The sequence below is a fragment of the Chitinophaga parva genome (assembly GCF_003071345.1).
Taxonomy (GTDB): Bacteria; Bacteroidota; Bacteroidia; order Chitinophagales; family Chitinophagaceae; genus Chitinophaga; species Chitinophaga parva.
Window position 1 is genome coordinate 1,897,360 of record NZ_QCYK01000002.1, and the last position, 24,679, is coordinate 1,922,038.

17 protein-coding genes and 1 tRNA gene are annotated in these 24,679 nt (G+C 45.7%); 11 read left to right on the forward strand and 7 right to left on the reverse strand.

The genetic code is table 11. The features are described from left to right. Nucleotides 1-17: 17 nt before the first annotated feature. The 4 genes from DCC81_RS17910 (at nucleotide 18) to DCC81_RS17925 (ending at nucleotide 3,349) form a co-directional block, all read left to right on the forward strand. Nucleotides 18-230 carry a hypothetical protein gene (locus DCC81_RS17910; RefSeq protein ID WP_108687952.1) on the forward strand — a complete coding sequence of 71 codons (213 nt, stop codon included), beginning with the start codon at nucleotides 18-20 and terminating at the stop codon, nucleotides 228-230. A 17-nt stretch (nucleotides 231-247) separates the two neighbouring features. Beyond that, nucleotides 248-2,668 carry an ABC transporter permease gene (locus DCC81_RS17915; protein WP_108687953.1) on the forward strand — a complete coding sequence of 807 codons (2,421 nt, stop codon included), beginning with the start codon at nucleotides 248-250 and terminating at the stop codon, nucleotides 2,666-2,668. 82 nt (nucleotides 2,669-2,750) lie between these two features. After that, nucleotides 2,751-2,824 (forward strand) — tRNA-Pro (locus DCC81_RS17920). A gap of 312 nt (nucleotides 2,825-3,136) precedes the next feature. Further along, nucleotides 3,137-3,349 carry a hypothetical protein gene (locus DCC81_RS17925; protein ID WP_108687954.1) on the forward strand — a complete coding sequence of 71 codons (213 nt, stop codon included), beginning with the start codon at nucleotides 3,137-3,139 and terminating at the stop codon, nucleotides 3,347-3,349. Nucleotides 3,350-3,559: 210 nt separating this feature from the next. Here the strand turns inward: DCC81_RS17925 and DCC81_RS17935 are convergent, their stop codons facing one another. The 7 genes from DCC81_RS17935 to DCC81_RS17965 all read right to left on the reverse strand — a co-directional run bounded on the left by DCC81_RS17935 (nucleotide 3,560) and on the right by DCC81_RS17965 (nucleotide 13,175). Further along, complete coding sequence (locus tag DCC81_RS17935) at nucleotides 3,560-3,808, reverse strand: hypothetical protein (protein WP_108687956.1); 249 nt, start codon at nucleotides 3,806-3,808, stop codon at nucleotides 3,560-3,562. A 214-nt stretch (nucleotides 3,809-4,022) separates the two neighbouring features. After that, entirely contained in the window at nucleotides 4,023-6,305 is a 2,283-nt protein-coding gene (locus tag DCC81_RS17940; RefSeq protein ID WP_108687957.1) for an nSTAND3 domain-containing NTPase, read from the reverse strand. Nucleotides 6,306-6,421: 116 nt separating this feature from the next. Beyond that, the gene (locus DCC81_RS17945) at nucleotides 6,422-9,547 is read right to left on the reverse strand and encodes an AAA family ATPase (RefSeq protein WP_108687958.1); all 3,126 of its coding nucleotides are present in this window, start codon (nucleotides 9,545-9,547) and stop codon (nucleotides 6,422-6,424) included. After that, nucleotides 9,544-10,086, reverse strand: a complete 543-nt coding sequence (locus DCC81_RS17950; RefSeq protein ID WP_108687959.1) for an ABC-three component system middle component 1 — start codon at nucleotides 10,084-10,086, stop codon at nucleotides 9,544-9,546. The genes DCC81_RS17945 and DCC81_RS17950 overlap by 4 nt, the downstream gene beginning before the upstream one ends. Beyond that, entirely contained in the window at nucleotides 10,070-11,425 is a 1,356-nt protein-coding gene (locus tag DCC81_RS17955; RefSeq protein WP_108687960.1) for an ABC-three component system protein, read from the reverse strand. Before DCC81_RS17955 ends, DCC81_RS17950 begins: the two co-directional genes overlap by 17 nt. Then, nucleotides 11,422-12,492, reverse strand: coding sequence for a ComEC/Rec2 family competence protein (locus DCC81_RS17960; protein WP_108687961.1), 1,071 nt, complete (start codon nucleotides 12,490-12,492; stop codon nucleotides 11,422-11,424). The genes DCC81_RS17955 and DCC81_RS17960 overlap by 4 nt, the downstream gene beginning before the upstream one ends. A gap of 455 nt (nucleotides 12,493-12,947) precedes the next feature. Then, nucleotides 12,948-13,175 carry a hypothetical protein gene (locus DCC81_RS17965; protein ID WP_108687962.1) on the reverse strand — a complete coding sequence of 76 codons (228 nt, stop codon included), beginning with the start codon at nucleotides 13,173-13,175 and terminating at the stop codon, nucleotides 12,948-12,950. A gap of 18 nt (nucleotides 13,176-13,193) precedes the next feature. Between DCC81_RS17965 and DCC81_RS17970 the strand changes: the two genes are divergently transcribed. From DCC81_RS17970 to DCC81_RS18000, 7 genes are all read left to right on the forward strand, one after another. Continuing rightward, nucleotides 13,194-13,829, forward strand: coding sequence for an RNA polymerase sigma factor (locus DCC81_RS17970; protein ID WP_133177706.1), 636 nt, complete (start codon nucleotides 13,194-13,196; stop codon nucleotides 13,827-13,829). A gap of 124 nt (nucleotides 13,830-13,953) precedes the next feature. Beyond that, complete coding sequence (locus DCC81_RS17975) at nucleotides 13,954-14,997, forward strand: FecR family protein (RefSeq protein WP_108687964.1); 1,044 nt, start codon at nucleotides 13,954-13,956, stop codon at nucleotides 14,995-14,997. A 1-nt stretch (nucleotide 14,998) separates the two neighbouring features. After that, the gene (locus DCC81_RS17980; protein WP_108687965.1) at nucleotides 14,999-18,559 is read left to right on the forward strand and encodes a SusC/RagA family TonB-linked outer membrane protein; all 3,561 of its coding nucleotides are present in this window, start codon (nucleotides 14,999-15,001) and stop codon (nucleotides 18,557-18,559) included. Nucleotides 18,560-18,579: 20 nt separating this feature from the next. Next, nucleotides 18,580-19,953: a RagB/SusD family nutrient uptake outer membrane protein gene (locus DCC81_RS17985; protein ID WP_108687966.1), complete on the forward strand. Its 1,374-nt coding sequence runs from the start codon at nucleotides 18,580-18,582 to the stop codon at nucleotides 19,951-19,953. Between the two features lie 13 nt (nucleotides 19,954-19,966). Further along, nucleotides 19,967-21,439, forward strand: a complete 1,473-nt coding sequence (locus tag DCC81_RS17990; RefSeq protein WP_108687967.1) for a TlpA family protein disulfide reductase — start codon at nucleotides 19,967-19,969, stop codon at nucleotides 21,437-21,439. Then, the gene (locus DCC81_RS17995; protein WP_108687968.1) at nucleotides 21,439-23,058 is read left to right on the forward strand and encodes a S41 family peptidase; all 1,620 of its coding nucleotides are present in this window, start codon (nucleotides 21,439-21,441) and stop codon (nucleotides 23,056-23,058) included. The genes DCC81_RS17990 and DCC81_RS17995 overlap by 1 nt, the downstream gene beginning before the upstream one ends. 18 nt (nucleotides 23,059-23,076) lie before the next feature. Next, a complete protein-coding gene (locus DCC81_RS18000; RefSeq protein ID WP_108687969.1) occupies nucleotides 23,077-24,216 on the forward strand; it encodes a TlpA disulfide reductase family protein in 1,140 nt (379 codons plus the stop codon). Nucleotides 24,217-24,679 lie beyond the last annotated feature (463 nt).

Genomic DNA, 24,679 nt, shown 5'->3' on the forward strand with positions numbered 1-24,679 from the left:
GCCAAGTTACAACATCAATGGTATCCCTCGTCCTGTTTGAGGGTGGCGTCTTTATTCAGGAGGAAAATGGTCGTTTGGGGTGGCGCGGCGGCGTTGGTATGGCCGGGCATTTCCCTGCATTGTTTGCGGACGCAGGGACGTCCATTTTTGAACACTGTGCGCGATTCCTGATCTTTAAACGGCTGGCAATTACAGGCTTAACCATTGGCATTAAGTTTGGCGCCCGCTAAAGATCAATCCCATCCCCATGCTAAAAAGCTATCTCCGTATGGCGTTCCGGCAGTTTCGCAAGAACAAGGTGTCCACCCTTATTAATATTGTGGGATTATCTGTTGGCATCAGTGCTGCGCTGATCATCTGCATGATCGTGCAATATGATTACAGCTTTGATAAATACGAACCAGGCAATGACCGCATTTTCCGCCTGGTGAGCGAAGGCGATGGGTGGAAGAGCCAGGGCGTGCCGGTGCCCATTGCAGCGGGTATGGCGGGCAGGGTGAGTGGTATTGAAAACATGGCGCCTATATTTGACTTCAATAATGACAACCTGAAAGTGACCATCCCCAGGGGCAGCAGCCAGCCGGATGGGACGTTTAAAAAGCAAGAGCAGGTAGTCTTTGCGGATGCTAATTATTTTTCCATATTTCCCCATACCTGGCTGGCGGGCAATGCCGCTACCGCGCTCCGGCAGCCTTACACGACCGTGCTGGCCGAAAGCCGTGCCAGGACCTATTTCCCGGGCCTGCCGCTGGATCAGCTGATCGGGAAAACAGTCGTGTTCTCTGATACCATTATGACCACTATTTCCGGTATCGTGGCAGACCAGGTACATAACAGCGACTTTACGTACGCCACTTTTATTTCCCTGCCCACACTGTATAGCGACCGGCTCCGGAACGCTTACCAGGCAGGGGAGTGGAATAGTGTCAACTCGGTAAACCAGGTAATGGTAAAACTGGCTTCGGCCGGGCAGGCAGCCATCGTGGAAAAACAGGTCAATGGTATTTTCAAAGAACACATTACCGGGGACGGGGATACGAAGACAATACACCGGCTTCAACCCTTGTCCGACGTGCATTTTAACCCCGACTTTGAAGGGCCGGTCAACCGTACTACATTGCGGAACCTGGCGCTGCTGGCCGTATTCCTGCTGATATTAGGTGCGATTAATTTCATCAATCTCTCTACAGCCCAGGCGTCCGCCCGTGCAAAGGAAGTGGGCATCCGCAAAACGCTGGGCAGCCTCAAAATGCAGCTGGTAGGGCAGTTCCTGACAGAAACGTGCCTGCTGACATTTTTCACCACATTGGTTTCGGTGGCGTTGATGCCCCTGTTGTTACAGGCATTTGGCGGGTTTGTGCCAAAGGGATTGGATGCGGCATTCCTGCTGAAAGAGCCGCTGCTCTGGGTGTTCCTCCTGCTGTTGGTTATCGTGGTGAGCCTGGTGGCGGGCATTTATCCAGCCTGGGTGCTCACCCGCATGCAGCCGGTGGCAGTATTGAAGAATGTGGTGGTAAGCGGCACTACGCGAAGTGCCTTGCTGCGCAGGATCCTGATCGTAACGCAGTTCGTGATTGCACAGGTGTTCCTCATCGGCGTACTGGTAGTGGACAAACAGCTGCAATATGCGGTGAACAAGGACATGGGCTTCCGCAAAGACGCGATCATTACTTTCTATGTGCCGATCGATTTTGCCAACCCGAATAACAAAAAATTTGTACTGAAAAAAGAGATCAGCAAGTTGGCAGGTATTACATCCCTGAGCCTGGGCAATCTATCGCCTGCTATCAATGGTTCAATGACCACAGAGGTGGATTACCGGGAAGGTGGAAAGAACATGAATATCAAAGTGGCATCGCGCAGTGGGGACACCTCTTTCCTGCAGGTATATGGTATTCCCCTGGTGGCCGGCCGCAACATCCTTAATTCTGATACCGCCGCGGAGTTCCTGATCAATGAATCACTGGCGCGCAGGATGGGCTTCCAACGCCCGGCGGATGCGGTAGGGCATGTGTTACTGTTTGCCAATAAAAACCTGCCGGTAGTAGGCGTGATGCGCGATTTTAACCAGGCCTCCGTGCGCGCCGAAGTGGCACCCCTGGTGTATTTTGCGGCGCCCAAATATGGTTATGTAATGCACATCGCCTTGTTCCCGGATCCCGCGGGGTGGAACAGCACCATAGAACATATAAAGCATGCCTGGGAAGGCATATATCCCGATGTGGATTTTGAATATAGTTTCCTGGATAAACAGATAGAGAAATTTTACAAACAGGACCGGCAATTGTCTATGCTGCTTACCTGGTCTGCCGGTGTGGCGATGCTGATCAGCTGCCTGGGTATCCTGGGGCTCGTGATCTTTGTAACGAATACACGGGTAAAAGAAATCGGTGTGCGGAAAGTGCTCGGGGCCACGGTGACGCAGATCATCGTGCTGCTGTCGGTTGATTTTGCCCGGCTGCTGTTGCTGGCGTTCGTGATTGCCGTACCGCTGGCATGGTGGCAGTCCGGCAAGTGGCTGCAGGATTTTGCCTATCACACGGATCTGAGCTGGTGGTTGTTTGTAGTGAGTGGGATGATGATGTTGCTCGTGGCGTTGCTGATTGTAGGTATACGGGCCGGAAGGGCAGCCATGGCGGATCCGGTGAAGAGTTTGAGAACGGAATAGGGAAGTTATTTTTCCGGGTATAAAAAAAGGGCGCCTGATTTTTTTGAAATGTCAGGTGCCCTTTTTACATTTGCGTCCCCTTCGGGACGTAGCGCAGCCCGGTAGCGCGCTTGCATGGGGTGCAAGAGGTCGCTAGTTCGAATCTAGTCGTCCCGACATAATTAAAGGCAAAGTTGGTTTTAGACCGGCTTTGCCTTTTTTTATGCGCGCAAGTTGGCCGTGGGAGAGGTTTGGGCCTAGATTTATTTTAGTTCGACGGCATATGTTAAACAATTTAACAAGCTTGTAACCTCCTATTAAATAACATTATAGACAATTTATTTTTAATTATTTGTTTTTAAAGGTTATTGGATTCGAACTGAATATCGAACTAAGGTTTTGCCGATGTAAATAATCAACAATACGGTATATTCTGGTGTTGGTTTTGAACTAGGTCTGTTTCGCAGTCCATAATCAAAATATGTTCAGATGAGTAACTCCCAATTAACTCCACGTCAAGCTCAGGAATTGCTAGCTCAACACGGGATGAAAGTCTCATTGGAACAGGCTGAAGAGATGCTTACGTACATGGATATGCTAGCAGAAGTAATCGTTGCAGATTTTATAAAGCAGAAATCTATGGAAAAATCTGAGAATTTTAATGATGCAGGTGATCGATTGTCCGGTGGAAGCAAGGAATGAAATCCTTAGGGTGCTAATGCCGGCTACAAATCGGGGATTCATGCGTGGCCCGAATACCACCAACAAAGAAGGACTCGATATTACGATTCTTGCACACGCCCATGGTAAGTATAGATCGCTATTTCAGATTCAAGATAATGAATGCAGATTGCTACGAGAGGCTCCGCCGAAGGCCGGCTATCTGATGCAATTGATTCAAGTGACTATTAGCTAAATGCGATTGTTTTCCACTAAAGCTGAGAAACGATCGATCTGAGAGCGAAGTTGACCTTCTATTGGAAGCTCAGAGGTTTTTATTATCCTTATCGGTTGATCGGCTTTGAATATTCCATTTTTCAGAATACGAAAATTAAAGGTTATCATTTTTGTTTCGTCTTTGTAGTCATCTATTTCAGCTGTATATCCTTTTTTTTTGTTCAGATAATTGTCGCAAATATTTTTTATGGTCTGTTGAGTCATAATTTATTACAATTCTAGTTTTTTTAAAATCTTTCAATAAGTGCTCGGATGGTCTGGGACAGCTTTTGAGTGACTTAATTTTATTCACTAAAGTTTAAAAAGACAACTTTAGTTTGGTGCTGTTGTCTACGATTATAATTGCTATTTTTTTAAGTCTGCAGTTGATACAAGATAAGTAACGCAATTCAGTCAAGAGCTATGTACCAGTCAATAATCAATGAGAGTCTATGTCATCAAAGATTGTTCTTATGACATTGAACGTTCTCGTTTCATTCGAAGTATCTAGTTTTCTGTCTGGTTTGCTTGAAAACTCAGAGCAATCGTTATCTTCAATCCATTTTTTAGCTGTTTCGATTTGCTTTGTAACTAATTTTTGAAGCTTAGGTTCTTCGCTGAATTCATCTAGCAATATGTTATACCTTTCCAACAAATTTTCCATATATTCTTCAGCTGTTTCTGAATTTTGGCGTCCAAAATTCGCAATCTCTTCGGTAAGCAAATTTGATAGATTTGGTGTGATTTCTGTTCTTAAAGATGCTCGTAATTCTTTCAACTCTCGCCTAGTAAAAACAGATTGCAGGTTTTTATCCGTCAGTGCCGTTAAATCATCTCCTTTGTTTGTAAAATAAGAAATGTGTTCAATAAATATCAGTCTGTAATTTTCAGGTAAAAGTTTTTCGCGATGAAGTTTAATCACTAGATTGATTTCTTCAGAGTAATCAAACGATAAGCTTGGTTTTGTTATTCTATCAAAAATCTGCGGATCTTGCTTCGAATGGAACTTTAAAAAAGATGGTGTACACCTGCGTGCAAGAAAATTATGTAGCTTTCGTTCTGCTGCCCATTTAGATAGAAACGCGGTTTTATAGGTTGAGGAATCATTGAATTTAAGCATTTTCGCGCTAACAGTCTCAAATAGGTTTATTGGAATTACTATTGCCTTTTCTAATTTCATGTTTCCGCAAGTTACCTGTTCAAAAATCTTTTCTATTGGCGTTCCTTGCAAATAGATTTCCAGCATTTCAGGGCTATTTGATATTATTTTAGCAAAGGCATCTCCAATTGTAGGGTGTTTAAATCGCCATCCACTCTTGTCATCGATATTTACAAATTGAAGGAGACTATCTCGGAGGGCGTCTACTGCTGTTATAATGTCTCCTATGTTGCTGCCTAAACGTTCCACTGCGGACAGTTCTTGTTCATCAATCTTGATTGGGCTATTTAGAAAACCGTTTCTCATGTAGATAAGCGCTAGCGCGGCCTTACAGTGCATGTCTAGTCCCCCAATTGTGTCAGTTAAAAAACTTTCTTGTTTTTCAACAAACTCACTTAAGGAGTATGGATCGAGAGATATCGTTTTAGTAAATATTGGATCTGATAAACGTCTAGCTGTCTCGGGGATGAAGCGCCTATTATCAGCAACACCCGGCAGATATGGTTTTATTTGAGTTAGGAAAGTCTTGTTTTGGCTACCTAATTTTAGATGGTTGTATAATATTTGTTGCCGTTCAAGTATCGTTAATGTATGTAAGTCGATGACAACTTGACTTTCGTTAAATAGCGGGAACGCACCTTCTTTTAAATCCTTTCTTGCGCTTCGATAAATGTAATCTCTTGAGGTCATAACTATCTTGACACCTTGTTTGAGCATTGACTTTACTTGAGGTAAAATTCGGTTCCACCCATAAACTAGTTCAGATTCGTATTGGGTTACCCCGAAAGCGTCATCTATCCAAAAAAATTGTGCAGGATCATCGGGATTCCAGTGTTTAGTAATTTGTTCAGGTCTTTCGATTTTAATCGTCATTAATTTCCACTGGTCAAGTGCAGCCATTGCCAGTAGGGAGGCTATAGTTGTTTTTCCGGCAGCCGGCTCTCCAATTATCAACACGAAGCCATGTTCATCCATGGCTCTTGCCGCATTATGATACGTTGAGGTTATGACAATTTTAGCAAGATCCTCTCTCATTGATATTAGAAGCTGTCTAGCTTGACTGTAAGCTCGTTCATCCAGTATTTGACTTAAATCACCAAGGCCGTAAACCCGCGGTACTAGAGAGCGAAGCTTCTTACTTTCATGAATTTGAGCGCAGATCCAATCATTTCCATAGATCTTCGCTGTTTCAATACCATTTTTTCGAAAGGCGTCAACAAAGAGCTCTTCGAAAACACCAGAAATGCCCGCATTTGTTAGTAAAATATAGCAGTCACATCGTCCACTTTTTTTCAGTTTTTTTGCTTTTTCAATTTCATCCGATATGTCTGAAAGGCTAAGATTTGCCCCCTGTTTACTTGTAAATTTACATTGTATTATAAACCTTCCCGTTAGAACTTCCCGTCCCTGCTGTTTCCACTCACCAGTAAATGCACCATCTTTACCCGCATCATTGCTACCCAAATACTGGGAAACCGTCTGTCCTAATATTTCGCGGCATATGGTTAAACAAAGCTGTTGAAAGGCGTACCAGCCCAATAAGTGTAGGTTGTAGTTTATCATAACAAAATAAAAGGGGTAGATAGAGGTTCATTGAGAAAAAAGTGTTTGCTCGTTCGTTATAGGTACACCTTAAAAATAAACAGCACGTTTGACATAATATGGGTTGAGTTTGAATTTTAAACTTCGACTTTCACTCGGCCGACGCTTTCGAGTTCCAAAAACTTCGATTTGAATTGCCCCGGTGGCATTTTTTTCTTTAACAAATTAAAAAATGTTTCATCATGTGTGGAAAGGATGATTTGCTTATTATAATTCAATACCAAGCTCCGTAAAAGATCAATGGTAGAAAGAATGTTGACACTGTCCATGGACTGGATTGGATCATCAATAAAAATACAGTTGTAATCAGGAGTATTTAACGCTGAAGCCAAAAATATGCTTAAACTTAGAATATTAATCTGTGCGGTGCTGAAGTATAGATTGGGTATAAGGTCTGCCTTTTTGTTCATCCGGTCCCTGACAAAAACATCTAAACGAGGAGAGTCTGCGTCAAAATCAGCGCTGAAATGCACTTCTTTAAAGTCTGGGTGTGGATCAATTTTTTGGTATAAGTCATTAATCAAATCTTCGAAAAAAAATTCTTTGACTTTTATTTGAAGGAAGGACTTGGTTTTTTCAACTTCTTTGATTAATAATGATCGTACATTTTGCTCCAAAAATTCTTTTTCTGATGCTAGATTTTGCAATTGTATTTTAGCATTCTCCGACCGTAGAAATTCATTAATATGGTCTGCATATTTTTCAATTTTTGAGTACTCTTCTAGTAAGGACTTATTAGTTATCTGCGAAAGTTTGAAGCCTTGTTCTTTCAAATCAAGCGTAGCCGACAGAGTCTTGAAGTCGATGAACTGAGATTCGATGTCCAGCTTATCTTTCAGCAAGCTCCTGAAACCATCCATTTTTGCATCCGCGCGTTCTTTTTCAGAAACTAAATTATACAACTTTTTTTCTTCTGCCTGTTGATCGTAGGCACTCAATTCTAGGGTTATGTTTTCTTGCTCAACCCGCAAGGTGCCAATTTTTTCAAAATATTCCTTAATTAAAAGTTCGTTTTCCACAAGTTCATTCTGCAAGATGTCTATAGAAGCTTCCTCTGTATTGAAATTAATTTGAAACCATGCTAGTACCGCGCGGTATTGTTCCGACTGGTTGAGTGCCTCGATAATTTGAATCAAGAGTTTGAGCTCATCTCGCGATTTTGCCAAAATATCATTGAGGATTTTTTGTGTCTGGTTCTGCTTTTTCAGTAAATTGTTTAACTCCTCTTCTTTTTTCTTGTATGAACTTAGATTGCTATTCAATTCTTGTTCGTAGGCCTCGTGACTCAAACCGAGCTGTTGCATCATGAGTTCACGCAGATCGTTCTGCATGGTTTCCAAAGTGCTCTCATACGAGGCATTTGTTTCTTTTAAACTCTTTACTTCACGGGACACAGTTGATAATAATATCCGTTTGTCTATTATTTTTTCTTCAAAATAAAGCAGCAATCGTTCCATTGCACTTTTGATCAACTCTACTAGTCGTGAGACTTCCTGCTCTAATTTATTTTTGTCTATGAAAAGGTCCTGAAGTATTTTGTCTAACGTTGTATTATTAGCGATTCGCTCGGCTAATTGCTGATGCGAATTAAAAGCTTGCTCACAAAGAGGACAGTGATTTCTGTTGCGGTCTTTGTTAACAATGTCCAAACCCTGCCTTACAAAAGCTGACAACTCAGATTTTAACTTTTCTTGATCTGCAATACGTTCATTTAGGGCTGTAAGCCGTTCATTACTTTTTACCAGCGCCTCTTGGTTGATTAGGATGGCGTCTGTACTCGATGCCAAATCTTGATCATCGATAAGCATCTTCGAATAGGTACCATTTCTAAGATCTGCAATTGCTTTTTTAAATGCCTCTATTTCTGCGTCGATGGTTTTGACCTGGCTTTCCAGCGGTTTTAAGCCAGTCTTAATCTCTGTGATTTTTTCGTTCTGAATAACAATATCTTGCTCGTTCTTTTTAATAAGTAGTAGGCGTTCAGGAAGTCCTGCAATTGTCAGATTCGCTTCATTGATTTCAGCAAGGATTCTGTTCAATTCAACCTTAGTTTTTGCTTCTTGTATTTCGAGATTATCAAGTTCGATGGTTTTGTTGTTAATATCTGCCAGAAGAACATTCGACCTTGCCTCATGGGATAACAGTAAGCCAGCTACCCGTAAGTATTCTTCATATTGGCTAATGATTGTTAAAATATTACTCTTATGCGTCTCCTTTTCTATTAACAATTTGTTGAGCGCGGCAATTTCGTTCGATTTATTCTCGGTCTCCGTAAACTTGGCTAAAATGCCGCGAATATTTCGTTGTGCTTCTACAATGATTTTATTTCTTGCTTCCAATTCAAAGTATGTTCGAATACCAACATAATCATTGGCTCCAATCTTCGTTACTGATAACCATTCGAGCTTTTCACGTATCATGCTATCATCACTAAAAGAGATCAGTCGTTCGGCAATGAGGTTTTTCAACTTACTGACATCCTCCCTGGTTGTCGCTAAAGTAAGTTTATACAAGCCCGATTGTTTAAATTTTTCAATCAGGATATCAATCTGTTGATTAATTTTATCCAAGACATTTTCGCTTTCCAGTGCAGAGACCCTTTTCTCTTCTTCGCTGATCTTTTGACCGATTATCGAAATGTTGTTCTGGCAGTACGCCAATAAAGCTTTAAGATTTTTATAGTAGCTGTTAACTTCTTTTAATTCGGGATTGTCCATGAATATTTCATATCGTCTATTCCCGTCAATCTCGCGTAGGAAAGCGGATATCCACTCCTGTGAAAGAATAACGTGACGAAACGTTCTGTTGACCAAACTTTCGCCACCATCCATTTCAGCATCGGATTTCTTATTCCCGTGCGGTTTTAGCTGGCGATTGATCGGCTCTATTCCCTCACCTAAGATTTTGACGTAAGTTGGATGTTTCGAGTGGATATTTCGCCAAAGTTTAACTTGCGTATCCGATTGATTCTTTAAAGCATCAATCGCACTATTGGTAATTGACTTATTTTGCCAAAACCGTTGGATATTATTAGTCATTCCCCATTCTACTGCATCATAGAAGGAGGTCTTGCCATAGCCATTGGGTGCATATAGAGAGATGAAATCCGCCGTAGTGGTTTCGTTAATCGAAAAATCAAAAGTTGCATCCTTGGCGTCATCGTAAATTCGAAATGCCGAAATCTCAACCTTCTTAAATTTCATGGACGGGGCGTTTTAAGTTGTTTTAATAGCTCTTCGAAAGCACTACTGGCTTCAGCAGTCATCTTCTGCTTTTTCAATGTCTTTACTTCTAGAATCGACCAAAGTATAGGGTTTGCGTCGAATGTCACGGCAGCTGGGGCAACCTGATCCACTGAAAAGTGCACATTCCCGTTAACGATATGTTCGTTAATAATCACATCGTTTTCCATGTCTTCAACCAAAATCTTTCTACTGGAGAAAGTATCGTTTTCAATTTTTAGCTTAAGACTGTTATAGTTAACCATATCTTCAATCCCTGCCGGTCTAATAAAGAAAATATAGATATTCCAGATCTGGAACTCATCGGTCAGCTGGCTTTGAAAGTCAAATGCAATAACATCCACCAATTTTATCCAGTCCGCAGTCAAATCTTCAAGGCTTTTACTTCTCACAAAAAACACCGGGATTTTTCCGTTATAGTCTAGCTCCTGGTAGTCGACTGAGAGGTTTTCAAATTTGGCATTTAAGGTATCAATAAACTGGTTAATCGAAAAGCTCATGATATTCAGATTTCAGTTTTTCAAGTAATTGATCTTCATTGAGGTCCTGATATTCACTTAGTTTCCTAATAATGCAAATTTCTTTGAAATGTTCTAGATGTACAAAGTCAAAGGAAGTGAATGGATCAATTCCCTCATCGGTTTTAAACCCTCGCTTATCATAGGGTTTGGCGATATCAATCACTTTGCCCTTTTTAAGGATAAACGAAGATTTTGGCGGTGTTTTAGAACTAACGAATATAGTAGAGTCTGGTTTCAGCCCTATGTAGTCGGAGCGGCCCAAATCTTTACGTACCTCAGTCCATCCATGGCCATCGATATATTTTAAGCGATACTCGTTGAAAATGTTCGACAGCATTGTTTTTTGAATGGGGTCATATTTTACGATATTTAAAATGGTGAGAAATTCGAGCCAGGCAATCCAAATTTCTTTGTGTGAAAAGCAACTTGTTTCGCCCTCAATGATTAACAATCGCGCTTCAAACAATTCTTTAATGCCTTGAGGGCTAATATCCGATTTAACAATCTGTTCAGCTTTATTTCTCAGTGTGATTCTAGCGCCCTCAATATTTCCTTCATCGATTTCGTCAACCTCTAGTAAAAAAGCATCATTTTTTAGAAATTCGAAAGAATGCAGAAAAGGCGGATACAGCGCAGATAATTTCTGCGGGTTAGCGACGCTTTTAATAATCTGGTTGAAGTATTCCATTGGTACAAAGTCAATCTGACCGCCAGCAAGCATTTGATGAGCGACCTTGCTTTGAATTCCAATAATCGAAATTGCGTTATCTATGATTTTTACAATTCCTCCACCAGACATTCCTTGGAGTTGAAGTTGTGCTAGGGTTACATTTTCCAGTTGTGCGCCATAGGTCTGTGAACCACCAGAAATCAGTCGTGAAATCGCATGTGTTGTACTTCTCTCACCTACAGCGCGTGGTCTGTAAATATTCGGATAGCCATTCAAACCATATCCGTTAGTGGCTGGGCTGATACTGGATTGAAAGATCTTATCGAAACCGGCGAGAAAGTCGATCTTTAAAATAACCGCATCAGCATTCGGTGACGCAAAATAGTTTTCCCCTTTATTAACTACAAAATTAAATATGATCTCAGACCAACTTCCAGCCTGATAGGTAAGTCTGGTAATGGGAACAGTATCTCCATTTCTTGTATCATAGGTTGTATTATTTCCATTTTCATCCCGCCTCGTGCCCTCAAAAAGATGTTTGGCAGTCAGAATGTAGGTGTATGCATTTATTCCTTCCATTGGTTGGAACAAGCATCCGCTACCATTGTTTAGGGATACAATATAGGTTTTGAGTTGCTCGGGTGTCATATTTTATAAAAGATAGAAGGAGTGAGGCGTGCGCGTATATTATACTTCCCCCGATCGGCCTCGCTAAAAATATTTTCTCTTACATTTTCATAATTAAAATGAAATATTGCATTGGGGTTTCTTGCTATTATTCGGGAAAGAGTTCTCTTATGCGGATGTCCATAAACCTGGCTGTTAGTACTAATGATATAGTGCTCGGTATCTAACGTTGATAGTAGTTTTTTGTTTGTATTGGCTTTACTGCCATGATGTGAGACTTTAAGAAACTCTACTGCCAACGGCTTCTTTGCAGTATGCCCCAATTCTGCTAACGCCTTGGTTATTGGTCTCGGATGAGAATCTCCAAGAAAAACAAACTTTTTACCTTTCAATGTTAAAATAAAAGAAATTGAACTGCCATTCTTTACACTGGTATCTTGTGAAAAATTATAGTTGGAAACTTCTTCCTGGATAAAGCTTTCTACGTCTGTCCTCCAATCATTAGTTCCAGCGCTAGTATAAGCATCGTCCTCCGTTTTATCCTGATATTCTTTTAAGAGCTTGTGAAGCTGGGCAATGGTCGGGCCTAAGATTTCGAATTGGGCATCATGAATGACATGCCTCTGTCCACCTAGAATTAAATCTCGTGCCCAAAAATCATATTTTAATAGAAAATCCTCAAAGTCAATTCCTTCGCTAACACCCGTTGCAACTACTCCCTGCTGTTGCATCTTTATAGCGAGTGCTTTATTCGCCTCAATCTCAATCTTTTCCGCGATCAACTTTCCAGAATTGAACCAGACCATGTTAATAATCCCTGGAATTTGCTCATCCATTTCAAAAAGCTTCAAAAACCCACAAATATGATCATTGTCGATATGCGTTAGGATCAGTAAGTCAATTCTTTGATCGTGAGCTTTGATATCATCAATTTCAGCTTTAAGTTCGCCAAACGTGTTTGTAGCTAGGTCAAAATAAGTGGCGTCAAGTCCTGAGTCTATGATAATATTACGTTGGGCACCGCTATTATCCGTATATTTAATTAAGGTGCAATCACCATTTTGGGCTTTTAAGAATTTGAATATCATATGACAAGCTTCTGATTCAAAGTTAGTTAACCCTGAGCAAAAACTTTACCTTTCATTTTAAGAAAATCTATTAAAGGCTACGATGCTGCGTACTAACATTCGGGTAAGGGGATTTAGAACTCGATAGTCCTTCTAAATCTATGTATCTACATAATTTGTCCATATTTTCATTCGCTTCGATTTAACTATCTGATTATTATATTTTAATGTTTGCTATATTTTTTAAATCTTCAATGAAATAGTTCGAAAATTGTACAGTGAGGACGACTTGACAGGACAAATGAGATTTATGCTCGTTTGTCCTGTTTTTATTTAAGCCAAAATCCTTGTCCAGTAAGTATACGAGGCGCACTGCTTCATCGATGCGGGTACTTCGAAGTATAAATCCGTCAAAACTTAATTTTTCGGGATGCGTGCGGGTTATTTTTTCGCAAAGCTATTAGCCAGGTTCGTGACTATTTAAACGAAAGTGGAATTTCAGTTTCATAAACAGGAATTTCTTCGCGTAGTGCATAAATCGGTGTGAAGATGTGTTTAATGCTTATGCCAATACTATGCGCGCCATCTTCTATGGGCTGTACTGCGTTCATTCCTTTTGCAAAATTATGATTGACCTTAAAGCGTACTGACATTTTCAGGGCTGTTACTATGGGAATGCTTGCTACCCACTGCGCGGCGGCCATTTTGAAATACCAAACATTTTGACCATCTTCGCATTTAAACCAAAACTGAACCGACCGGGAAAGATGGTGGACGACAAAGATATATGGGATGCTTTTCGTTCGGGAAATGAAAGTGCGCTGCAGGTCGTCTTTGACAAATACTATACACCTTTATTTAACTACGGTCACAAATTCACACCAGACGATCACCTGATTGAAGATGCCTTGCAGGACTTATTTGTTAAGCTCTGGAAGAACCGGGACCGGGTACAGGCTACAGCATCTGTAAAGAACTACCTCTACAAGTCATTCCGCCGCGTACTCCTGCGCGCGATGGACACACAACAGCGTAAACATAGCTTTTCCTTGCTGGACAACTTTCTGGACCTGGACCAGGAGCTGGCGTATGATCAAACGTTGATCAGCCGCGAGCAGCTGGAAAAGCTCCGCGGGCAACTGCGCCTGGCATTAAGCAGGATGACGCCGCGCCAGCGTGAGATCATCCACCTGCGCTACTTCGAAGAAATGGAGTACGGGGAAATTGCCGCCGTCATGCAACTGTCGGTTTCCAGTACCTATAAATTACTATATAAGGCTATAGACGGCCTGCGCACCTATTTGTCCAAGTCAGACCTCCTGTTGCTGGCGGCGTTACTTGCCTTGAAAAAAATCTAACTACTTCCTGTTTCTTACACCCTTTTTTGAAAATCATTCATTTTATCCCCATTTTAATGAAATTATTATTTTTTTAATAACCGGGAGGGATAAAACACCCGCAGCCGTGTGTATTTAAATAAGCATGGATCTTCCAAACCAGTCATACGAGCATTACACCACTACCACTTTCTTTGAGGATGAGCAGTTTATCCGCCATGTATTGCACCCGGATGAAGCATCTGTTGCCCACTGGGGGCAGGTGGCCGCGCAGTATCCTGCCCAAAGAACGGCCATGGAGGAAGCCCGTATCTGGATACAGTTGCTGCATGGACAACGGTCTTACCAGCCCGCGGTCAGCAGCCAGCAGTTGTGGGACAAGATCGCGCAGGATATGGAACAACACGACCGGCGGGAGCGGCAGGTGTACCGGCCCTTGCGCATAGCCGCCAGGTGGATCAGCGCTGCTGCAGCGGTGCTGATCTTCGCCCTACTCTCGCGTGAATGGTCGTCCCTTGGGGAAAAACAGTATGCTACCGACTATGGGAAACAGGAACAGGTAGTCTTGCCTGATGAATCGGTGATCACGCTCAATGGCCATTCTGCCATTCATTATGTACGCACCTGGAAGTCCGGGAAACCGCGCCAGATCTGGCTGCAGGGTGAAGCCTTCTTCGAAGTGAAACACGTGGCCCTGCAGAACCGCCTGCGCCAGTCAGACTCCTTTCATGTGTACGTAAGTGACCTGGCACTGACCGTTACCGGTACTAAATTCAATGTGCGGAACCGCCGCGGTATCACAGAAGTATCGCTGCTGGAAGGTAGTCTCCGGATCGAAAAAACAGGACCCGGTGCATTTGTCAAAATGCTCAAACCCGGGGATGCCTATGTGTACGACAGCAGCAGGCAACTGCTGACAACCATGGAAGGCAGGCAGCCGCAGGCCAACAGGGCGTGGACCAACGACGAACTGGATGCGGATGGTTATACCCTCGGGGATATCCTGCATGTGCTGGAAGATACCTATGGTTATGACATTACTTTAACATCACCACAACTTGCACAAAGAACGTTGTCAGGTACCATCCCTGCCACCAGTGCAGACGACATCCTTTTTGTTATCAGGAAGGCGTTCAATCTTAAAATCAACCAAAAGGGAAAACATTTAATTATCAGCCCAAATCTGTAGAATGAACTTTAGACTTTTTATTGTCATCTGCTTCCTGTTGGGAGCAGTGCCCGGGAGGCTATTTGCCCAGCAGCAAATGAAGCTCAAAGCCGCGCTGGACGAGGTAAAGGCCGTATACGGCACTAAGTTTTCTTATGAAGCACATTTGCTGGACGATGTGACGGTAAACCTGAAATTACCGCTGAAAAGATCAGTGCCGGTAGAAGATGTGCTGAAAGACCTGTTGTACAAAAAGGGGTTTGTATTCCTTTATGTGCAGGAAAACTATTACACCATCATCCGCGATACACGGTCCGAAAAGACCAACGACAACGCGGGTGCGCCGGCCGATAACACAGCCATATCTGATCCCTATGTGCAAACACTCACTGGCGTGGTAACGGATAAGGAAGGGCATCCGCTGATAGGGGTTACCGTATTGCCGGAAGGCTACGCTATCCGCTTTGGTACCCTCACCAGCAGTGACGGGCGTTACACCCTGCGCCTGCAAACCAGCACCAAAGCAGTGATCTTCAGCTATGTAGGTATGATCCCCCAGAAGATCGAGATCGGTGATAAAACAGTGATCAATGCACAACTGGAATCGGATGTAAACCAGCTTCAGGAAGTGAACGTGGTTTCCACCGGTTACCAGACATTGCCCAAAGAGCGCGCCACTGGGGCATTTGGACAGATCACTGCCGCACAGTTGAAAGCAGTGCCTGCCGTGAACATCATTGAAAGGTTGGAAGGTACCACCCCGGGCGTGCGTTTCGATGCGAGGACGAATAAAGTGACCATTCGCGGTGTGAACACGCTGAACTCCACCGGAAGCCCGCTGGTGGTGGTAGATGGCTTCCCCGCAGTGGACCAGGATCTTGTAACACAATTAAATCCCTCTGCCAGTGGCGGCGGTATCCTGAGCCGCTACAATCCCGAAGACATTGAAAGCATCACTATCCTGAAAGATGCTGCTGCCACCTCTATCTGGGGCGCCAAAGCGGCCAATGGCGTGATCGTGATCACGACTAAGAAAGGCAAGAAGAATGCTTCGCAGGTAAATTTCAATACAAACCTCAGCATCGCTAACCCGGCTAATCTGAAGAACCTGAACCGCATGAGCAGCGCCCAGTACATTGACCTGGAAAAGGAAATGAAGGATCTGGGCTTTTACTCCGATCCCGCGGTGTGGGACAACAGCTGGATGACCTTCAACCAAAACAAGCCGGTGAGCGAAGCAATGGAATGGATGTTTAAAGTGGATCGCGGCGAGGCAACGGCCGCCCAGCGCGACTCTGCGCTGACAGCACTGGGCAAGCTGGATAATAAAAAACAGATCCGTGACCTGCTGCTGCAACGCGCCGTGTCGCAGCAATATAACCTCTCCCTGTCTGGTGGTGGGCAGCATAACACCTACTATGTTTCTACCAACTACACCCGTGATATTCCCGTGTTCCGCAGCAACAAAGCGGAGAACTTTTTCCTGACGGCCAATATCAGCAATGAGCTGTTCAACAATCGCGTAACAGTGAACACCGGGATCAACTATAACTATGTACATAGTATTGCCAATACCGCTGCACTGAATGCCATCGGCTCCAGCCGCCTGGGCCTGCGCCCCTATGAAATGCTGGCAGATGCCAACGGTAATCCTATTGCACGTTCCATTGACTACCGTGATGAAGTGGCGGCAGATTTCCTGCAGAAAGGTTACCTGCCCTGGACCTACAGCCCGCTGCAGGAGCTGAACTATGGCAATACAACGGGAAAGGATAACCGCTTCCGCCTGAATACGGATATCACCACGAAGATCACTGACTGGGCCAATGTAAACGTAGCCGGCTCCCTGCAACGCAACCAGGAAGAGCAGGTCTACCTGGCTGACCTGAATAGCTATGATGAACGTGTGCTGATCAATACCGGCACCACGGTGGATAACAACGGCCGCCTGGTATATGGTGTACCTTATGGTGGTAAAATGATCACCCATAATACTTCCGATGTCAGCTATGCACTACGTGGCCAGCTGAATGTGAACAAATCCTGGAAGATCGTTTCACTGAACGCCCTGGCCGGTACGGAGATCCGCGAAACCCAGGGAACGAATTACCAGCAAACCCGTTATGGATTTGATGAAGATACCTATGCATCTGCTTCGTGGGATCCGGATACCTATTATACCACTGTGATGGGCTGGAGCACCAGCCTGGGTTATAGTGATGGTAGCATCAACCGGTCTATCAACCGCTTCCTGTCATACTACGGCAACGGCGCCTTGTCGTTCCTGGACAGCCGCTATGTGTTATCTGCCAGCGCGCGTTTTGATGACTATACCCTGGCCGGCGCCACCCGCAGCCAGCGCGCAAGACCGTTGTGGTCTGCCGGTGCCAAATGGGATCTCACATCGGAGCATTTCATGCAGCATATAAAACCCATCAACAAACTGGCCCTGCGCCTCACGTATGGTACTGCGGGTGCTGTTCCTACCAGCGCCAGTAACGCCGCTATATTGTCGTTGTATGGCCTGGATCCGGTGACCCGCGAGCCTTATGGCAGCATCTCATCGCCGGCCAATAACAAGATCAGCTGGGAGCTGACGCGGAGCTGGAACCTGGGGCTCGACTTTGCCGTGTTGAACAACCGCCTGACGGTAACTGCGGATGCATACCGTAAGCGCACCAGCGACATCATGTGGCAGTTCCCAGTCAACAGTACGTATGGCTGGAGCAGCATTTATTATAATGCTGCCAGTATGAAAGGTAATGGCTACGAATTTGGCGTGCGGGGTGATATCTTCCGCGGCAATCATTTCAACTGGTCTTCCACTTTCAATCTCTCGTACAATACCAACAAGGTAACGGATTCGCGCTTCACCAGGCCTACCAGCAGCCTGGCGGTGGGCAGCAGCACGCCCATTGTAGGGTTGCCAAATGACTATCTATATGCTTACCGCTGGGCAGGGCTGGACAACCAGGGCCGCTCCCAGGTATACGATAAGAACGGCAAGATCATCAACGCGGATGCCGGCAATAACGAGATCACTGCACAGGACCTGGTGTACATGGGCCGTACCACGCCGCCTTATTTCGGGGGCTTCTTCAACGATTTTTCGTATAACGCATTCACCCTGGGTATACGCATGACGTACGAAACAGGCGGTGTATTCCGCAGGTCTTCCATCGATAATTACCCGGATTATGTAGGTATTTACTATGGCCAGATCGGGGCGCAGAAAGACCTGGCGCTGCGCTGGCGCAAACCGGGGGATGAGCAGTTCACGAACGTACCGGGCCTGCCTAATATTTCTACCAATGGCAGCAACCGTTACAAATTCTCGGACCTGTTGGTGCAAAAAGATGGCTTTGTGCGTTTGCAACAGATCAATGTGGGTTACCAGGTGCCTTCCAAGGCACTCTCCAGGTTGTTGCTGAAATCAGCCAGCATAAACCTGGCGGTACGTAACCTGGGCATCATCTGGCGTGCTAACCATATGGGTATTGATCCCAGCTATATTATTACCAACAGTTATAGCAACCTCCCACCTGCTCCCAGTTATTTCCTGAGCCTCAACGCATCTTTCTAGTAACGCGAAATCCAACAACGATGACCAAGAAATTGCTTTATATATCACTGCTCGCACTGCTGCTCGGCGCTGCATCCTGCCGCAAATACGTGGAGGTAACGCAGCCTAACCAGCGCACGTTTAAATACACTTCGGATTTCCAGGCGCTGCTCAATGACGTGAACGTGATGGAAACTTCCGCCAGCCTGCCTATGTTGTCCAGCGATGATATCAACATCGGTACCAATACCAGTATGCAGAACCTGCTCACTAACGGGTATGATAATATTTACACGTGGGCGGCTACCTATTATACTTCCGACCAAAGCGACGCCGGTTGGGACCAGTTATATAACCTGGTGTACGTATGCAACCAGATCACGGCCAATGTGATGACCAGTACGGAAGGCACCGATCAGCAAAAGAAGCAGGTCTATGCGGAGGCGCAGGTGCAGCGAGCCGCTACTTATTTAACGCTGGTGAATTTATATGCCCGCGTGTACAACGAGGCCAATGCAGCCAGTGATCCCGGCCTGCCCTTGTTGCTCTCTCCAGATCTTTTCGTGAACCTGACCCGGTCATCGGTGAAAGCCGTATACGACCAGATCATCAAGGACCTCACGGACGCTATACCTAACCTGCCGGATGTGGGCGCCAACCGCCTGCATCCCGGAAAGGGCGGGGCTTACGCAGTACTGGCAAGAACATACTTGTACATGCAGCGTTACACAGATGCTGCTGACAATGCAGCCAAGTCGCTTACTTATCAACACACGTTGCTGAACCTGGATGATTATGTGACGGGAGGAAAAGCCTTCCCGAGAAGACTGGACAATGTGGAAGTGATGATGTCGAAAAAAGCGATGAAACCGGGTTTTATCGATCTGCCGCTTAGTACAGACCTGGTGAAACTTTTTGATACCCGTGATCTGCGCTATGTGTTATTTACGCGGAACGGTACTTCCTTTTTTCCTGCATTTGACGGTAGAGGATCTTACCGCGACCGCATGTTTGGCGGTGACAATAACACGGTAACAGTAGGCGTAGGTGTACCGGAGATGATGCTGATCCAGGCGGAGGGACTGGCGCGGAGCGGCGACAAAGATGGTGCACTGGCATTGATCAACACCTTAAGACAGAACCGTTTCAAAGCAGCGGACTATGCCCCGCTTACCGCTGCCACGGCGGATGCTGTCCTGCACCTGGTACTGGAGGAAAGGCGCCGGGAATTGTTTGGTACCGGTCTTCGGTGGTTTGATCAACGTCGCCTCAGCGTGGAACCCGCATTAGCGGTTACAGTTACACGCACGTTCAAGGGCAATACGTACACGCTGACTTCCGGCGACCGCTATGTGTATCCCATTCCGCCCAGGAATATCGATCTCAATCCTGAATTAATTCAAAACGCCAGATAAAAACCCACCAGATATGAGTTGCAAAAAATTAAACTGGATCACCGGTGTACTGTTGTTGAGTGCCGCCACAGTGCTGGGCCAGGCTAAGATGGACCAGTACAGGAATGCCACACCGGAACAATTGGTAGAACGTACCGATCTCACGGAAGCCCAGCTGGGTGACATCCAGCGTTACTTCCAGTTGGGTTTGAAAGATGAGCAAAAGGCAAAGACACTGCAACAGCTGATCGTGGCTAGATACCCGAAGGGCAGTACCGCACGATTTGTAAGCTTTCATACTATAGAAGGCGCTGTGACAGCGCAGGATCGCATTGCGCGCGCAGAAGCATTCCTGCAGGCGTTCCCCTACAATGAATGGCATCAGCATCCCAATGGACAAGAGTTTATATACTACACAACTTACCGTGTGCTGGGCAGTGCTTATTTTGATGCCCGCCAGTTTAATAAATTCCTGGACCTTACCACGCCGCTCAATTTTAAAACGGAGAATGAACTGTACCGGTGGAATGTGATGCGTGCCATTGTTTTCAAAACCGTGGGTGCTGATACACTGCTCAACATTTCCACCCGCATGATCAATGAACTTATACAAAAAAAGGATGATTCCTCTTACATAGAGGTTGGCGTGTTCAACGCAGCACGAGCGGCTGCCAACGCCAGTGAGCAAATGGACAATGAACTGAACACGCATATCACCCTGTTGCATAGTATGGGCCGTTTTGCCGATGCAAAACCTTTCTTCCACTATCTGTCTCCCGCTGCTACATACGGGAGGGCAGAGCTCAATGAGCTGCACCTGGACGTATTGCAGCAAACCGGTGATCAGGCTGCCGTACAGCCTTTCCTGGAAAACTGTATGAAGGCAAATGCCATGACGCCCAGGATGCTGGATGTGTTGAAAGAAGTTTACACCGCACAGCACAAGGATGGTAATTATGATCAATACCTGGCTGGTCTTAAATCTGACACAGAACAACAGACCCTGCTGGCAGAAGTGAAGGAACATCTTACCAACCAGGAGTATGTACCGTTTGCCATGGAGGATCCTGAAGGGCACCTGGTGCGCTCCAGTGACTGGGGTAACAAGATCGTGGTGCTGGACTTCTGGGCTACCTGGTGTAAGCCCTGTATAGCAGCCTTTCCCGGTATGCAGATGCTGATCGATAAATACGCCAACGACCCGCAGGTAGTGGTGTACATGGTGGGTACCATGCAATCCGGTAACTATAAGGAAAAATCAGAAGGCTACATCAGGCAGCAGGGCTATCGCTTCCATCTGTTGCATGACAATATAGACAAGGCCACCGGCGGCCAGGATGCGGTGTTCAGAAGTTTTGTGCCATTCTTTCACTCTTCCGGGATCCCCCGCAAAGTGATCCTTAAAGATGGAGTAATGCGCTACACAGCAGAAGGTTATTCCGGAAGCCCCAGTAAGCTGGCAGATGAATTGTCAGATGCCATTGAACTTTTAAAAGCAGAGCAATAATGAAGTTGTTTAAAAAATATGGAGGAATGGTGCTGGCGCTTACCTGTGCAATGTTACAGGCCAAAGCACAAGTGAATCCGAAAGAAAAGCTGTGGCAAACGCTGAAGGCCATCCAGGGAAATTATGTGGATTCACTGAGCGATGAAACACTGGTGAATGCGGCTATTGCCGGAATGATGAGTAAACTGGATCCGCATTCCCGCTACTTTTCCGGCGATGAATCCGCACAGATGCGGGAGGCTATGCAAGGTAAGTTTGCCGGTATTGGTATTGAGTTCATGGTAGAAAACGATACGGTATTGGTTACGCAGCTGGTAACAGGCGGTCCTGCGGAGAAGGCCGGCCTGCGTGCGGGCGACCGTATCCTGGCCATCGATAAAATACCGGTAGCGGGGGCTACTAATTTTGAGGTGATGAAGAAGATCCGCGGTCCGCAAGGAAAGCCGGTAACCTTGCTTATTCACCGGAACAATGAGGCCGCTGATGTTACCAAAGAGATCGTGCGCGACTTTGTGGTGGACAGATCCGTGCGCGCTGCCTACATGGTAAATGACAGTATTGGTTATATCTCGCTGCGGATTTTCAGTGAAACCACCCGTTCTGAAGTGGACAAAGCGATCACCGACCTCAAAGCAAAAGGTATGAAAAGCCTGATCCTGGATCTGCAGGGAAATGGCGGTGGTTACGTGGAAGCAGCCATTGGCCTGGCCGATGAGTTCCTGCCAAAGGATAAGCTGGTCTTCTATAGCGTGGGCCGCGATAAAGGGAAGGATTATTACTACACTGGTGGCTTCGGCAATTTTTATGAAGGCAACCTTGTGGTGCTGATCGACCAGTATACAGCATCTGCAAGCGAGATCCTGACCGGTTCTTTACAGGACTGGGACCGTGCCGTGATCGTGGGCCGCAGGAGTTTTGGTAAAGGCCTGATGCAAAAGCCGGTGCCTGTATTTGATGGTTCTGTGCTGGAACTGACGGGCGCACGGTATTACACACCTTCCGGAAGGTCCATTCAAAAACCCTACCATGGCTCCGTCTACGAGGACAATGTGTATACACGCCTGGCCAGTGGTGAACTCACCAACGCCAGTGTGATCCACTTCCCGGATTCTTTGAAGTACACTACGCTTAAGGATAAACGGATTGTGTACGGTGGCGGAGGTATTATGCCAGACCTGTTCATCCCGCTGGATACGGTGGAGTACAATGGCTGGTTGCAGAACGTTGCGGAGCACCAGCTCTCCGGTAAGATCACGTTTGATTACCTGGATAGCAACCGCACCGCGTTGCTGGCTGCATACACCGATTTTAACGCGTTCAACAAATCTTACAAGGTACCAGGCTACCTGGTACAGGACGTGGTGGGTGCGGCAGACAAAGCCGGTTTCCCGCTGAAGGAAAACAACCGTGAACGCATGCTGGGTTTACTATCCCTGGGCATTAAAGGCCAGCTGGCCAATCAATTGTATACCGGCAGTGATTACTACCTGCAGGTGCTGAATACAGACAATGCCAGCTTCCAGGCGGCCCTGCAGTTGCTGGAGCGGCCAGGCGGTGTGGCCGCCGTGCTGAAATCCCCTGTGGCAGCGCCGGTGAAAACGAAGTCAAAGAAAAAATAACCCGCTAAAAAACGAAATATGCAAATATCTAAATGGATAGTGATGGCTGCCATGTGTGCGCCAATGGCTGCTGTAGCGCAACAGGGCTACGTGATAAAAGGTAGCGTAAGCAGCATTAAAACACCGGAAAAAGTGTACCTGACGTATAAAGTGAATGGTGAACGGATCATGGACTCTACGCTGATGAAGAATGGCAGGTTTGTGTTCAAAGGCACGGTGAATGGCCCTAAAGAAGCTCACCTGAAAGTAAAACATGACAGCGCCCCGCAAGATCCTACTACCCGCCCGCCAGAAGATATCCTGCCCTTCCTGATCGAGAACACCACCATCAATGTGGTGGCAAAAGACGCTGTGAAGCATGCCGTGATCACCGGGGGAGTAGCCAATGAGGACAATGCAAAAGTAACCGCTCTCCTGAAGCCTATCTACGATAAGTATAACCTGCTGAATGACGAGTTCAATGCGCAGCCCCTGGAAAAGCAGCGCGATACCGCGTACCTGCACAACCTCGATAGCAGGGCAGATGCAATCCGGGACGAGATCCTGGTTGCCAAGGCCACTTACTTCAAAGCACACCGGGACCACTACATGGCACTGATGGCCTTTAATTCCACGCTGCCCCCGGAGTTTGATGCTGTAGCGGCGGAAAAGGAATTCAAACAGTTCTCACCCGCCTTGCAGCAAACAGACCTGGGCCAGGAACTGGCTGCCCGTATTGCCAAAACAAAGAAAACACAGGAAGGAGAAGTGGCACCGGATTTCACGCAAACGGATGTACAGGGCAATCCCGTGAAGCTGTCTGATTTCCGTGGTAAATATGTGTTGCTGGATTTCTGGGCCTCCTGGTGCGGTCCCTGCCGCAGGGAGAATCCCAATGTGGTGAAGGCTTACAACGCCTTTAAAGACAAGGGTTTTACGGTATTGGGCGTGTCGCTGGATAAGCCCGAAGACCGCGATAAATGGCTGGCCGCTATTCAAAAAGATGGGCTGACCTGGACACAGGTGTCTGACCTGAAAGCATGGGATAATGAAGCAGCTAAATTATATGATGTCAAAGCTATTCCAATGAATTTTCTTATCGATCCGAATGGGAAGATCATTGGTAAATACCTGCGTGGCGATGCGCTCGAAGCGGCTTTGCAGAAAGTGATGCATTAGACCTGTGACCAACTATTAAGCAATGGCGCCCCGGCCCGGTTTTACCTGAGCCGGGGTATGCCATTTTTAAGTGTGTGCCCGGAGCAGGAACAATCCAATGAGATTAATTTAAATTCTGCTTATACTGCTGTCCCAGTGCAGGCGGCCTCATTATTTTTGAAATGGTGCAAAAGCATAAAAAAGACAATCTGGCAAACGACTTTTCAAAATAACCCAAAAGATTGCGATGAATGCCGATGTGACAACAACCCCAGCACGTTTTCGTTGCCCCTTTCCGATGCTGAAAAGTCCCTTTGCTGAGCAGCTGCAGGATATTACTGATAAGCAATGGATCGATGGTAAATATCTTTGCCTGTACCTACGGCAAGTCTGGAGCGGCTCAAACCTGTTTGCCGTTTTATGCTTTGGACACTTTATAATGATGATATGTATGAAGAGGCCGCTCTTTCGGAAGTAAAGTTCG